At 58.6% G+C, this 12,761-nt stretch carries 11 protein-coding genes and 2 pseudogenes; 3 read left to right on the forward strand and 10 right to left on the reverse strand.

The window, feature by feature from the left end; translation table 11 throughout:
* Positions 1-208: 208 nt before the first annotated feature.
* The 7 genes and pseudogenes from FYM52_RS17805 to FYM52_RS17835 form a co-directional block, all read right to left on the reverse strand.
* A complete protein-coding gene (locus FYM52_RS17805; RefSeq protein ID WP_154165063.1) occupies positions 209-1,273 on the reverse strand; it encodes an alkene reductase in 1,065 nt (354 codons plus the stop codon).
* Between the two features lie 210 nt (positions 1,274-1,483).
* Positions 1,484-2,497, reverse strand: coding sequence for a helix-turn-helix domain-containing protein (locus tag FYM52_RS17810; protein WP_179954972.1), 1,014 nt, complete (start codon positions 2,495-2,497; stop codon positions 1,484-1,486).
* A gap of 55 nt (positions 2,498-2,552) precedes the next feature.
* Positions 2,553-3,479, reverse strand: a complete 927-nt coding sequence (locus tag FYM52_RS17815; RefSeq protein WP_154165064.1) for an IS5 family transposase — start codon at positions 3,477-3,479, stop codon at positions 2,553-2,555.
* Between the two features lie 42 nt (positions 3,480-3,521).
* Positions 3,522-3,800, reverse strand: a pseudogene (locus tag FYM52_RS17820) (transposase); the annotation flags it as partial.
* 289 nt (positions 3,801-4,089) lie between these two features.
* The gene (locus tag FYM52_RS17825) at positions 4,090-5,064 is read right to left on the reverse strand and encodes a tripartite tricarboxylate transporter substrate binding protein (protein WP_154165065.1); all 975 of its coding nucleotides are present in this window, start codon (positions 5,062-5,064) and stop codon (positions 4,090-4,092) included.
* Between the two features lie 429 nt (positions 5,065-5,493).
* Complete coding sequence (locus FYM52_RS17830) at positions 5,494-5,988, reverse strand: bacteriohemerythrin (RefSeq protein ID WP_154165066.1); 495 nt, start codon at positions 5,986-5,988, stop codon at positions 5,494-5,496.
* A gap of 103 nt (positions 5,989-6,091) precedes the next feature.
* Positions 6,092-7,054: a PDR/VanB family oxidoreductase gene (locus FYM52_RS17835; RefSeq protein WP_154165067.1), complete on the reverse strand. Its 963-nt coding sequence runs from the start codon at positions 7,052-7,054 to the stop codon at positions 6,092-6,094.
* 278 nt (positions 7,055-7,332) lie between these two features.
* Between FYM52_RS17835 and FYM52_RS17840 the strand changes: the two are divergent.
* The 3 genes and pseudogenes from FYM52_RS17840 to FYM52_RS17850 form a co-directional block, all read left to right on the forward strand.
* Positions 7,333-7,605 (forward strand): annotated as a pseudogene (locus FYM52_RS17840) (MFS transporter); the annotation flags it as partial.
* 222 nt (positions 7,606-7,827) lie between these two features.
* Positions 7,828-8,820 carry an ABC transporter substrate-binding protein gene (locus FYM52_RS17845; RefSeq protein WP_012837650.1) on the forward strand — a complete coding sequence of 331 codons (993 nt, stop codon included), beginning with the start codon at positions 7,828-7,830 and terminating at the stop codon, positions 8,818-8,820.
* A 292-nt stretch (positions 8,821-9,112) separates the two neighbouring features.
* Positions 9,113-9,706, forward strand: a complete 594-nt coding sequence (locus FYM52_RS17850; RefSeq protein ID WP_154165071.1) for a MarR family winged helix-turn-helix transcriptional regulator — start codon at positions 9,113-9,115, stop codon at positions 9,704-9,706.
* 61 nt (positions 9,707-9,767) lie between these two features.
* Here FYM52_RS17850 and FYM52_RS17855 read toward each other — a convergent pair whose 3' ends face one another.
* The 3 genes from FYM52_RS17855 to FYM52_RS17865 all read right to left on the reverse strand — a co-directional run.
* Positions 9,768-10,943, reverse strand: a complete 1,176-nt coding sequence (locus FYM52_RS17855) for a Gfo/Idh/MocA family oxidoreductase (RefSeq protein ID WP_154165068.1) — start codon at positions 10,941-10,943, stop codon at positions 9,768-9,770.
* 19 nt (positions 10,944-10,962) lie between these two features.
* Positions 10,963-12,294 carry a Rieske 2Fe-2S domain-containing protein gene (locus tag FYM52_RS17860; RefSeq protein ID WP_154165069.1) on the reverse strand — a complete coding sequence of 444 codons (1,332 nt, stop codon included), beginning with the start codon at positions 12,292-12,294 and terminating at the stop codon, positions 10,963-10,965.
* 256 nt (positions 12,295-12,550) lie between these two features.
* Positions 12,551-12,761 (reverse strand): transposase (locus tag FYM52_RS17865; protein WP_162524776.1); only part of this gene is annotated, 211 nt, incomplete at its 5' end.

Below are 12,761 nucleotides of genomic sequence, written 5' to 3' on the forward strand. Positions count from 1 at the left end.
AAGCTGAGGCAAACTACTGGAGGCAACTAGCCGTCAGCGACACCTCGGCAGAGGTGTCAACTTAAACCAATCGGCCTCCTCAAAACCCGGTGCGATTCATACAGCTTGCGGCAGGTTGATTTATGCAACAACGCCCAGCTTCGCAAGATCGAAGAGCAGAGCCTTGGGTATAAAGTGGCTTGTTTCTTCGGTCTTCTGGGGCGGTGATTTACGCGACCTGCAGTGTCGGATAGTCTGTATAGCCCTTGGCGCCACCTGCGTAGAACGTGTTGGAGTCAGGCGTGTTCAGCGGTGCCTTGGCCCTGATGCGTGCGGGCAGGTCCGGGTTAGCCAGGAAGGCGGTGCCAAAGGCCACAGCGTCAAGCTTACCTTCGGCAATAGCTGCCTCTGCCTCATCAGCGCTGTAACCCATATTGCCCACCAACACACCCTTGTAGTTTTCACGCGCTACGGGCATGACATCGGCCTTCTGCACGCCGAAGAAATCGGCGCGCATCACGTGCAGGTAGGCCAGCTTGAAGGCATTGAGCCTATCGGCCAGGAAGCCGATGAGGGCCAGCGGGTCGCTGTCTTTCATGCTGTTGAAGCTGTTGAGGGGCGAGAGGCGCAGGCCCACACGTTCGGAACCGATCGCCTGGGTCACGGCAGTGAGTACCTCGAACAGCAAACGTGCACGGTTTTCCAGCGGTCCGCCGTAAGCATCGGTGCGCTGGTTGGGCGTGTCGCGCAGAAACTGGTCAATCAGGTAGCCGTTGGCGCCGTGTACTTCCACACCATCAAAGCCGGCGGCAATGGCGTTGCGTGCGCCTTGAGCAAAGGCAGCCACGATGCCGGGAATCTCTTCGACGGTCAGGGGGCGGGGCACCGCGTGCGGCACCTTGCCTTGGGGCGTGTGGATCTCTCCCTCAATGGCGGTGGCGCTGCTGGAGACAATGGGGGCGCCATCGGCAGCGCCAGGGTAGGCTGCGCGGCCAGCGTGCCAGATCTGCATGAAGATGCGTCCGCCCTTGGCGTGCACCGCGTCGGTCACCTGCCTCCAGGCTGCAATCTGCGCGTCGTTGTAGATGCCAGGCTCATTGACGAAGGCCGATGTACCGGGCGCCACCATGGTGCATTCGGAAATCAGCAGGCCGCCGGTGGCACGCTGGCTGTAGTACTCGGCCATCAGCGCGTTGGGCATGTGGCCAGCGTCGGCACGGGCGCGTGTCAGTGGTGCCAGAAGGATGCGGTTGGGCAGGGTGAGAGAACCTACTTGAAGTGGATTGAATAGCATGTGGATGAAAACCCAGATTAGTGAACAGAAAACAGTGGTAAAGCTAACAGTGTTCCCAATACTCAGACCTTTGAAAGGTCACTGAAGACTGCTTTGGCACGGCTGGTGCTTTTGCACCCAACGCACGATGTAGTAGACACAAGTGGGTAAGCCTTTGCTTCCGACAGTTTCGCGGCGGTCTCCAGCCGTACATGCACCAAACGCCTTTGGTCATCCACCGCGTCGCAACTCCCTGACACCCCGGCCCAGCTTGCGGCGCAACAGGGCCCGCAGGGTCACCCCATCCGAGTACCCGACCTGTGCGGCGACCTGGTCGACGCTGGCGTTCCCGGTGCGCAAGAGATGGACGGCATGCTCCACGCGCAGGTCCTGGAAATACGACAGCGGTGTCTTTCCCAAAACGCTTTGCAGCCGCCGCGCCAAGGTGCGCTCACTTGTGCCCACGGCGCTGGCCGCCTCGGTCAGCGAGAACCCCTGCGCGAGCCGACGTCTGGCCCAGCACTCGAAGCGCTCGACCATCGGGTCGGCATGCGCAAGGTGGTCGGGAATCACGAACTCGGCTTGCGAGCTGCGTGTCTCGACCAGCAGATAGCGTGCCACCAGGGCCGCCAGCGCCGGACTGCGCCCTCGGATGATGCGCAAGGCCAAGTCGACGTGGGCCAAAGCGGCACCCGCGGTGGTGAAGCGTGTCGAGTTCACGATCATGCGTGACTCGTCCAGCGTGACGTTCGGATAGCGCTGCCGAAACATCGGCCCCAGCCACCATGACGTCGTCGCACGATGCCCATCAAGCAGGCCACTCTCTGCAAGCAAGAAACTACCGGAGCAAGCGGCACCAAGGTGCGCGCCAGCGGTGGACCACTGCTGTAGCGCCGCGACCGCATCGGGCACATCGGGGCGTGTGAGCCGAGCCGAGAGCGTGTCAGGCATCTTGTCGCCAAACGCGGGCACGAGCACGACGTCTGGTTCGGGCACACCATGCGCAGTGACCACGGGGACCGTCAAGCCTTGCGCAGTTCGGATGCGACGCCGCACGCCCACCAGCGTGAGCTCTATGTGCGAGGGAGCCTGTGGCAGCGAGCCCGCCATCGCATTGGCCAAGCCCACTGTGTCAGTGAGCGCCGCAAGCCCCAGATCAAACACGCCATCACAAACAAGGAGGTGGAGTTTCATGGCAATAATGATATCAATGTTGTCATTATTGCCACTGGAGATGTCTGTCATGGGCGCTGTTGCATAAATCCAATTTGAGGCGATTGACCCCAACCCCCAGCCGTGGCTATGCCACGGCTGCCGTCTGAGGACGGCCAAGTTCAGTAAATCGATTCAAGATGGCTGCTCGGATATGCAGCTCGTTCACTTGGCGTTCAAAGGTGCGGGACATCACCCGCTCGCCCAAACGTTTGATGCAGTTCATCTTGGCTTCCACCAAGCTTCGCCGGTGGTAGCCAATCCAGCGTTTCCATATACTTCGCCCCAGCCCCCTGCACGCAGCAATCGCTGCATTGCGGCGCTCGAACACAGCACCCCTGCGCACTCGTGCATTCTTGCGGGGAGGAATGATGGGGATTGCACCGTGCCTGATGACCGCTTCATAGGCGGGCTGTGTATCGTAGGCGCCATCACCGATAAGACTTTGAAGCGTTTCATCGGGCGGCAGTTGCTCCAGCAAGTCGCTGAGCACTGAGGCATCACTGACGTTATTACTCGTCACGCAGATGGCCCGAATCTGCAAGGTATCCGCATCGATACCAATGTGCAGCTTACGCCATTGACGGCGGTATTCAGCGCCGTGCTTTTTGCATTTCCACTCGCCTTCACCCAGAAACTTGATGCCTGTCGAATCAACCAGCAGGTGCAAGCCTGCTTTACTGCGGGTGTACGGAATCTGGACATCCAAATCTCGCTGCCGCCTGCACAGGGTGCTGAAGTCTGGAGAGGACCAGGCAAGGCCACACAGTTGCAGCACCGACTCCACCAAGCCTGTAGTTTGTCTCAGCGCCAAGCCAAACAGGTTCTTGAGCGTCAAACAGAATTGAATGGCAGCATCCGAGAACTTCGGGCTTCGCCCGCGTTTGCCGCTTGCAGCGGCAAACCAACACATGCGCTTGTCCAGCCACACCGTCAAAGAGCCGCGGGCCTTGAGAGCTGCGTTGTACTGTTTCCAGTTTGTGGTGCGGTAGCGGGGCTTACGGGAGTGGCTCATGCCGCAAGCCTACCGCTTGCTGAGCAACGATTTATGCAACAACGCCGCCTTGAGGATGTCATTGGCACGGCGCAACTCCTTGTTCTCTCGCTCCAGTTGCTTGAGTCGCTCACGTTCATCCGTGGTCAATCCTGGTCGTTGGCCTGCATCTATTTCTTTGCGCTGCACCCACCCATGCAGGGTGCTGACCGAGCAACCTATCTTGGGGGCAATCGATTCACACGCACCCCACAGTGATGCGTAATCCGCTTGGCATTCCTGCACCAAACGTACGGCACGTTCACGTACCTCAGGGCTAAAACGAGCAGCTTTAGTGTTCATGACTCAATCCTCTCAGGAGTTGAGCCTCCACGGAAGCCGGTGTGATTCAGGGATTTATGCAGAGGTTTTCTAGGGGAATGCGACGATCCATGGCCGGATCGTCGATGCAGTGCCGATTAGCGAGCGCCCAGCCGTGCAGTGCCGGGCCTTTGGGAGGGCGATCTGTTGTTTGGCGATGCCTACAGCCAGGTGGCAACGCTTACCATCGACGTAGAAGATGCGGGTCCACCAACGAAAAATGCCAGTGAGCTCTTGGCTGACTGGCATTGGGTGTGGGCCGGTTCTGGTTTTATTCTGGTTTTAGGTTAGCCAGTTTGGCCGCTGCGATGACCCGGCTATTTTCAGATGCGAGCTTTGCCGCCAACTCGGCAGGACCTCCAGCAATGGAGTCGACTCCTGCTTTTTCCAGCTTGCTCTTGACCTCGGGATCGTTGACGGCTTCCTTGACCGAATCGCTGATCCTGTTCCTATATGCCTCGGGCGTTCCTTTCTTGGCCAGCATGACCACGGTAAAGCCAAAGTCAAAGTTCTTGACGTACTCGGAAATGGCAGGAATGTCCGGACTGGTCTTGCTGCGAGCCAAGGTGTTGGTCGCCAGTATCCTGGCCTTGCCGCTATCGACGAAGCCCATCAGGGTTGGGGGAGAGGCGAATGTGATGTCAATTTGGTTGCCGATCAGTGCAGGAATAGAGGCGGAGCTACCCCTAAACGGGACATGCTTGACATTGATGCCCAGCGAATGGGCCATGGCCTCTGCCGTCAGGTGGTGGATGGAACCGATTCCGGAAGACCCGTAATTCAACTCGCCGGGACGCTCTTTCGCATATTGAATGAAATCCTTCATGTTCTTGAAGGGTGCGGAAGAGTTTGTGACCAGAAGCAGAGGGGCCACACCGACCAGGGAAACGGGATCCAGATCCTTCTGGGCGTCATACTTGAGGTTCTTGATGATGATCGGAGAAACCGCCAGCAGAGGGCCGTCCGTAACCAAGAAGGTATGACCATCGGCAGGGTATTGCTTGATGGCCGTGATGGCAACGCCGCCGCCGCCGCCGGGCTTGTTTTCGACAATGACCGGCTGCTTGAGGTCTGCCTGCATTTTTTCGGCCAGAATCCGGGCCACGGTATCCGGCAGCCCTCCGGGAGCGTAGGGTACGACCAGCTTTACGGGCTTGTTCGGGAAATCGCTATCAGCATATGCAAAGATTGACAACGCCTGGAGGGCAATTGCCGCCGATATTTTCAAGAAAATTCCTCTTGTCATGACATGTCTCCTGTTTTTTGTGATTTCTCGCGGCACCGACGCCATCCGCTCATGTACCGGCATTAAGATGTCCGTACAATGCATGTGGCTGGGCCGAAAGCTACGTGGTGGTGGGGCGTCCTGTTTAAAAAATGACATGCACATTTGCAGCCCAGCGCAAAGATGCAGGCATGCGTGCGACGCAGCTTCGGTTGCGGCGCACAGAGTCTTGTTCTCTGCGTCACAACTGTTTTTCTTCATCGGCATGCCTTAGTTATATTTTATTAGACGTCTAAAATTATTGTTAGAGGGCTAGCATGATTTTGACCGGGAGTATCCCTAACCTCTGGGGGCGGTGCGTTGCAGAAATGTGCATGGATCCCGCGTTTGGGTGGGGGTGTCTGGGTCTTGGCTGGGAGAGGGATGTCTTGGATGTCCCCTGGAGCACTGTCAAAGCTTACGTCGCAGCACGATGGGCTTGCCGCCCATATTCAGCTTGGTCATCCAGGCGGCCAGTGCGGAGTCCAGATAGTCTGCATGACCTGGGAACCACTGGAAGAGGGCCATGCCGATATCCTGGACTACGTCGGCGCCGGCTTGTCCTTGTGCAACAGCTTCCTTGACCTCGCGGACCGACTTCAGCACTGCCGCATGCTCGTCGAGATGGCAGTCCCGAGGAGGGAAGTTCGTGGTGCGCATCCATTCATCTTCCTGCTCGAAATGGCTGATGGCATGCTGCTCGAACTCTTCGATGGCCTGGGCTGCATTCTTCTCTGTGCAGGTCACCAGTTTCAACGCAGTCGCGTAGAACTCCTCATGCACATTATCCATGGGCGTAAATCCCAGCAAGCGAGCATCGGTCCAGGCGAGACTGTTGTCGTCGACCGGTGTGGGCGCACTGGCATCCCGAGACCTGGGGGCTGAGGTAGAAGTCTGCTCATTCATGTTCAATGTCCCTTGTTATGTTGGTATGCCAATGCTTGGCCGTGCCAACCGGAGTGTCTGTTTCGGCAACGGTGCGGGTAGGACCGTCATCAGCGATGCCGGCTCAGAGGTCCAGCACCAACTCCGCAGATTTTGCACGGGATACGCAGACCATAATCTGTGCATCCTTCTCATCGTCTCGCAGCACGAGATCCCGGTGGTCCGCTTCGCCCGAGCACAATCCTACCCGGCAGGAGCCGCAGGTACCGCTTTCGCAGGAGCTTGCTACACGCACGTTCGAGGCACGCAGAACGTCCAGAATCGAGCGGTCGGTCGGAACTTGCAATGAGATGCCGGTGCGCTTAAGGTGCACCATGAAAGGCGTGTTTTCCTTTGCGTTGGCATTGCCGGCGCCGAAGCTTTCAAAGTGAACGGTGCCGGACGGCCAGTGGCCTGTCATGTCCTGGACGGTATCCATCAGCGACTGGGGTCCGCAGCAATAGACGTGTGCGGCTTTGGGGCGCTCGAACAGGTCCCAGAAGTCGAAGGCTTTCGCCGGGTCGCCGAAGCTGTGGTGGATCTTCACTAACGAGCGCCATTCGTTGCTGCTGAGCTCGTCGAGGAAGGCCGTGCACTCTGGATCCCGGGCCAGATAATACAATTTGAAGTTCCGCAGGCCTTCAGCCTTTAGTTGGCGTGCCATGGACAGCATGGGCGTGATGCCGATGCCGCCAGCCACGAGAATGAATGACTTGGCGCGTTCATCAAGCGGAAATTCGTTGCGCGGCAGAGAGGCTTCGATCGAATCCCCTGCGGATGTGTCGTCGACCAGGCTCATCGAGCCGCCACGGCCATTGCTGTCGCGCTTCACGGCGATGACATAGCGATTGCGCTCTTGCGAGTCGTTGCAGAGCGAATAGCTGCGGCGCATGCCGTTGGGGGCCACCAGCGTCAGATTCGAGCCAGCCTCGAACGGTGGCAGCGGCGCGCCCTCTGGGTGGGTAAGTTCAAAGCGCCAGATGTCGCGTGCAATCTTTTCCTTCTTCGCGATCTTCAGACGCAGAAAACCGCTTTCCTGGGTGGTCATGCTTGTCTTCCTTTACTTGCTCGACAATATTTGCAATTCTATTGCTAGAGATCTAATTATGCAGGCAAAGTAATTGACTTGTGTACGGTTTAGCGATAGGGGTAAACCCCTGCTTGTCGGCGCTCTAAAAGCCTCGTAGTCTAATAAATAGATATCTAATAAATAGATGTCTAATGATTAAAAATTGTTTGCGCCGGCCGGTAAAGCGAACTCAGACGTGTTCGCTGCCCCGCCAGCTCAAGCCGGCAGCAGACAAAACGCTTCTAAGAGATTCCGAAATGACAGATTCCACGTTGAACTACGTGGGTGCACTTCCGCATCAAACCTTCGACCCTGCAACCGTCGAAACAACCTATCGCAAGATCACTCTCAGGCTGATGAGCTTCCTGTTCTTCTGCTGGGTGCTCAACTATCTTGATCGGGTCAATATCAGCTTTGCGCAGTTGCATCTGAAGCATGATCCTGGTCTGAGCGATGCCGCTTACGGTCTGGGCGTGAGTCTGTTCTTCATTGGCTACATCCTGCTGGAGGTGCCGAGCACGCTGCTGCTCATCATCAGCAGCCTGGGGCAGGTTGGAGCTTTTTTGCGCCCATCGTCCTGAGTTGGGTGAAAAGCGCTACCGGCAGTTTCTCGGCTGGCATTTTGCTGGTGGCTGCGCTGGTCTTCATTGGAGGCCTTGCCGTCTTCTTTGGCGTTCCACGCCAGCAGGCATCACAAACCGGCGCATGACAATGCGCTCCGAATCGATTTTGATCGTCACAAAGGAATCAACATGAGCAAGCTTCAACTGTCCATCGCGGTGGGCAATTACGACCGGATGCGTCCGCTGATCGACGGCGACGTCCAGATCGACGGTGTGGACCCTGTATTCATGCTGCAGGATCCGGAAGAGATCTTCTTCCGTGCGTTCCGCACCGCAGACTACGACATCTGCGAGCTGTCGCTCAGCAGCTATTCGGTGAAGACCGCAGCTGGCACCTCGCCGTACATTGCCGTGCCGGTGTTCCCTTCGAGGGCATTCCGCCACAGCTCGGTCTACGTGCGCGCCGATCGCGGCATCAACAGCCCGGCCGACCTCAAGGGCAAGCGCATCGGCGTGCCCGAATACCAACTGACCGCCAATGTGTGGGTGCGCATGTTCCTGGAAGAGGAGTACGGCGTGAAGGCCTCCGACATCCAGTGGGTGCGTGGCGGCTACGAAGATCCGACCCGCATCGAGAAGATCTCGCTGAAGCTGCCCGAAGGTGTGTCGCTGGTGAACGCGCCGGAAGGCCGCACCATCTCGAACTTGTTGGCCGATGGCGAAATTGATGGCGTGATCGGGCCGCGTGCCCCATCGTGCTTCGACCGTGGTCACCCGCAGGTCAAGTACCTGTTCGAGGATCCTCAGAAGGCTGCGGCCGAATGGTATGAGCGTCGCAAGCTGTTCCCGATCATGCACACGCTCGGCGTGCGCAAGACCCTGGCAGAGCAGCATCCCTGGCTGCCCGGCGCACTGGTCAAGGCCTTCGAGCATTCCAAGGCGGTAGCACTGACGCGCCTGAGCGACACATCGGCCACCAAGGTCACGCTCCCGTTCATCGAGGACCAGTTGCGCAATGCGCGCCGCCTGATGGGCCAGGATTTCTGGTCGTATGGTTTTGCCGAGAATGCCCATGTGGTTGACCGTTTCCTCGCGCAGCACCATGCAGAAGGCCTATCGAGCCGCCGCCTCCAGCCTGCCGAGCTGTTCCACCCGGCCAGCCTGGAGAGCTTCAAGATCTGATCTCATCAGCTGCTGCGGATATTGCCGCGCACCTGGTCGACCAGGTGCGCGGCGTTTTGTATGTGCAGTCTGCTTTTCCGTTCGCCACAGTATCACGTCTACAATGCACTCGCCCTATGATGGCGCAAGGTATCCGTACCGATACCGTGATGCCCGGTTTGTTCGTATCGGTGTGGTTGGCATACCTTTTGAATTGACAAAGCATGAGTTCAGAACCGGGGGAACCGGTTCGTGCACTTGTGAAGTGCACTATGATTTCAAGCATTCTGATGATGGCCGCGAAGAAGAAAGTATGACAGCCAGACCCTTTCCCAGCAAGGCACCGGATTCCAAAGAGAACCCTATCTTGCGGCATTGGCGCGAGGCCGTACCGGATGATCGTCTCGCTCACCTGGTGAAGGATGCAGGCCGGGCGATGGTTCGGGGGCTGCAGATGCGCCTGGCTCAGTTTGAAGTTTCTTTCGGTCACTGGGCGTTTCTGCGCATTTTGTGGGTCACCGATGGACTGACGCAGAAGGAACTCAGCGACGAGGCTGGTACCACCACGCCGACCACTTTCAGTGCGGTGTCGGCGATGGAGAAGCTGGGATATGTCGAACGCCGCTATGCGCCCGGCAACCGCAAGAATACCCATGTGTATCTCACGCCTCGCGGTCGCAGCCTGGAAAGCAAGCTGGTTCCATTGGCCGAAGAAGTGAATGAGATCAGCGTCAAGGGCCTGAAAGGCTCGGAGATCGACATCGCGCGCAAGGTGCTGCTCACGATCATCGAGAACATGGCATGCGACGAAGCCGAGAAGGCACATGACTCGCTGCTGCGGATTCCTTCCACTCGGGAAATGGGGCACCTGATTGCCGCTCGCGGCGAGGAGTGCGAAAACTGTTGAATAAGCTCCAGGAAAGAAAAAACCTCGCATTGCGAGGTTTTTTCTTTCCTGGAGCTTATTGTCAGAGCAGAACGTCCATACCCATTTCGCTGGACTTCAGAATCGCGATGCAGATTTCCAGCGTGCCTTTTGCCCACTCCCCATCATGCAAGGGGGGCTGGCCCAGGATTACGGCATCGTACAGTTCGTCGATCACTTCGGCGCGCGGCACAGTCGGGCGCGAGAGCGCAAGCCTTTCACGCTGCTGGTCGCCGTACACGACGACGGAATCGGGCAGGGGGCGCAAGTCGGCGCGTTCGCAGGACACGATCACCGGGCCGAAGTGCTGATGACTGCGTGTCGGTTCTTCTGCTGCCAGCGAGGGGGGCTTGTAGTCGGCACCACCGTACGTACCGGCAGCCTTGAGCTTGGCTTCGTCCTCTGCCGAGGCAATGGTGGTCAGACGCTTGCGCGCACTGCCGTAGGCATCCGGATTCAGGTGATCGCCCATTTCGCCGATCCAGCCGGTCCACTCGTCACTGTTGAAGTGACCGTAGCCGTTGTACGAGAGTGAGGCATATGCGCCGTTCTCGAACCAGATCAGGGCGGAATAGGCGCCTTCGGTCGGGCGCAGTGGATCCCAGCGGCCAACGCTTGCGCGCAAGCGCGTGGCACGTGAGCCTGCAAGCATTCGCACGATATCGACCTGGTGCGCAGCCTGGCTGAAGACGGCACCACCGCCTTCGGCCGTCATCAGTTCTTCGGGTCGGCGCGGACGGTACAGGTAATCGGTGTAGTTGAAAGCCTGGATCATCCTCACCGCACCGAAATCGCCCGAGCGGATCAGTTCGCGCGTGCGCCGGTACGGTGTATCAAAACTGTGGCAGTGCCCGACGATCAGATGCACGTTCGCGGCGCGGCAGGCCGCGATCATGCGATCACAGTCGGCCGCGTTGAGAGCCATCGGTTTCTCGACCAGCACATGCTTGCCCCTGGCTGCAGCAATCTCGGTGTGCTGGGCGTGGAATTGGTGCGGGCTGGCCACGTAGATGGCCTCCACATCCGGGTCTTCGGCCAGGTCCTGCACGTCTGTGTAAGTCCTTGCGTTGAAGTCGGCAGCGAACTGCTGCCTGGCCTCCTCACGAGGGTCGCACGCGGCAACGAGCTGAACCCTGGGGTCCTGCAGGAAGGTGGGCAGCATCAGCGAGAATGCCCGCCCCAGTCCTGCAACCCCGATGCGCAAACGGTGCTGTTCCATGGCCAGTTCCATCCGTCGATTACTGCTTGACTTGGTAGTCGGTAGCAGCCACAGCAACTTGTTCGTCCGACACAGTATGCTTCGCACTCACGTAGCGGACCTCGTATTCACGCCAGTCAGTTTCCTTCGGTACCACGGCCTGGTACGAGCAGACCGTACCAGGGATTGCCTTGGCACCGGTACCGATGGCCTTGCCGTCCTGCTTGTATTCGGTGATGGCATCGAGCATACGACGACGGAACTCGACAATGGCGAGGTCACTGGCGCCCAGACGTTCGTCCGAACGGTCGGCGATGGGACCCATCGTGACCCACATGGCGATGTCCTGGTTCGGGAAGCCCGTGATGCCGGTGAAGTTGCCAGCCTTCATGGCCTGGCGGTCTTGCCAGAAGCGGTTCTCGTGGTTGCGCAGCGGACGGAAGCGCTCGTCCAGATCCGGGCCGACCTGCGTGTGCAGGAACTTGCGCCAAGTTTCGGTTTCTGGTGTGGTGGCTGCATCACCCCAGGCGATGAAGTAGAACACCGTATTGGTGTCGTCCATCGGCACGTTGACGTTGGCGACGTTGTACAGGTTGTTCGGCGGAATCAGCACGGTGCCGGGTGCGACGAACACGGTCGAGCGCACATAGTCGTGCGTGGTGGCATTGAAGATCGGGCGGCGCAGGGCGGCGTAGCGGAAACCATATTCGGTGCGCTGGACCTGCAGGCGGGGAGCCTTGTCGGTGGAGGGGCGCAGCCAGTTCTTGTCCGTGGCTTCGGCGCCGGTCACGCGTGCCGGCACGAAATCCGACGAGTGCAGGCTGGAGCTGTGTGCGGAATCGATGGCGCCTTCGAGGATCTGTGCCCAGTTGCAGGGCAGCAGCACCTTGCCGATGCTCACACGGGTATCAGCGGTAGGTGCCCAGGCGGGAGCGACGAATTCGGGGACGGCGTCTTGAGCACCCATGTAGGCCCAGACCATGCCGCCCCATTCCTTGGTCGGATAGGCTGTGTGCTTGACTTTTTCGGCCATGCCGCTGGAGGCGGGCTCGGAGACCATTTCGAGTACGTTGCCTTGCACGTCGAACTTCCAGCCGTGGTACAGGCAGCGCAGGCCGCCGTCTTCGTTACGGCCGTAGACCAGCGAGGCGCGGCGGTGCGGGCAGTACTCGCCAACCACGCCGACGCGGCCTTCGCTGTCGCGGAACACGACAAGGTCTTCGCCGAGGATGCGCGCCTTGACCGGTGTGCCGTCCGGTTCGCTGACCTCTTCAATCAGGCAGATTGGGGTCCAGTGTTGGCGCATCAGCTTGCCCATGGGGGCTTCGCCTTCTACGCGGCACAGCAATTCGTTTTCTTCATGAGTCAGCATCGTTGTCTCCTGGCGATTGCTCGCCTTCATCAGTAGGGATGTTGAATCATATTAGATATCTAGTTATATTGACAAGCCTGTTTGAAAGATTGTGTGGCGTCGATGGGTGGCGGTCTGCGGACAATCGCAAACCTTTGATCGAGAGACATGAAACAAAGCCCTCTCGAAATTTTCCAGGAGGGCTTTGGATGCTGTGTCAGAGGCAGGCAATCCAGCTTGAGGGCGTGTCCGAACTTTTGTGTAAACGGGGCGGACTTCAGTTGACGGAGATGCGGTCTCCGAACTGAATGGTAAATCGGGTCAACGCTGCCTTCGAATCCCGAATCGGCATGGTCCACTTCTGACTGATGTTGCGCAGGGCCAAGTAGAACAACTTAGTCAGCGCCTCATCGCTGGGGAATGAACCCCGGTTCTTGCTCAGCTTCCTCAGGCCCATGTTGACCGACTCGATGGCGTTGGTCGTGTAA

Origin of the sequence: Comamonas sp. CAH-2 (genome assembly GCF_009668305.1) — a bacterium.
GTDB lineage: Bacteria > Pseudomonadota > Gammaproteobacteria > Burkholderiales > Burkholderiaceae_C > Comamonas > Comamonas aquatica.

What these genes read in the sequence shown, in the direction of transcription:
- FYM52_RS17805 (WP_154165063.1), bottom strand. Translation starts at nt 1,273, where the DNA reads ATGCTATTCAATCCACTTCAAGTAGGTTCTCTCACCCTGCCCAACCGC.
- FYM52_RS17810 (WP_179954972.1), bottom strand. Translation starts at nt 2,497, where the DNA reads ATGACAGACATCTCCAGTGGCAATAATGACAACATTGATATCATTATT.
- FYM52_RS17815 (WP_154165064.1), bottom strand. Translation starts at nt 3,479, where the DNA reads ATGAGCCACTCCCGTAAGCCCCGCTACCGCACCACAAACTGGAAACAG.
- FYM52_RS17825 (WP_154165065.1), bottom strand. Translation starts at nt 5,064, where the DNA reads ATGACAAGAGGAATTTTCTTGAAAATATCGGCGGCAATTGCCCTCCAG.
- FYM52_RS17830 (WP_154165066.1), bottom strand. Translation starts at nt 5,988, where the DNA reads ATGAATGAGCAGACTTCTACCTCAGCCCCCAGGTCTCGGGATGCCAGT.
- FYM52_RS17835 (WP_154165067.1), bottom strand. Translation starts at nt 7,054, where the DNA reads ATGACCACCCAGGAAAGCGGTTTTCTGCGTCTGAAGATCGCGAAGAAG.
- FYM52_RS17845 (WP_012837650.1), top strand. Translation starts at nt 7,828, where the DNA reads ATGAGCAAGCTTCAACTGTCCATCGCGGTGGGCAATTACGACCGGATG.
- FYM52_RS17850 (WP_154165071.1), top strand. Translation starts at nt 9,113, where the DNA reads ATGACAGCCAGACCCTTTCCCAGCAAGGCACCGGATTCCAAAGAGAAC.
- FYM52_RS17855 (WP_154165068.1), bottom strand. Translation starts at nt 10,943, where the DNA reads ATGGAACAGCACCGTTTGCGCATCGGGGTTGCAGGACTGGGGCGGGCA.
- FYM52_RS17860 (WP_154165069.1), bottom strand. Translation starts at nt 12,294, where the DNA reads ATGCTGACTCATGAAGAAAACGAATTGCTGTGCCGCGTAGAAGGCGAA.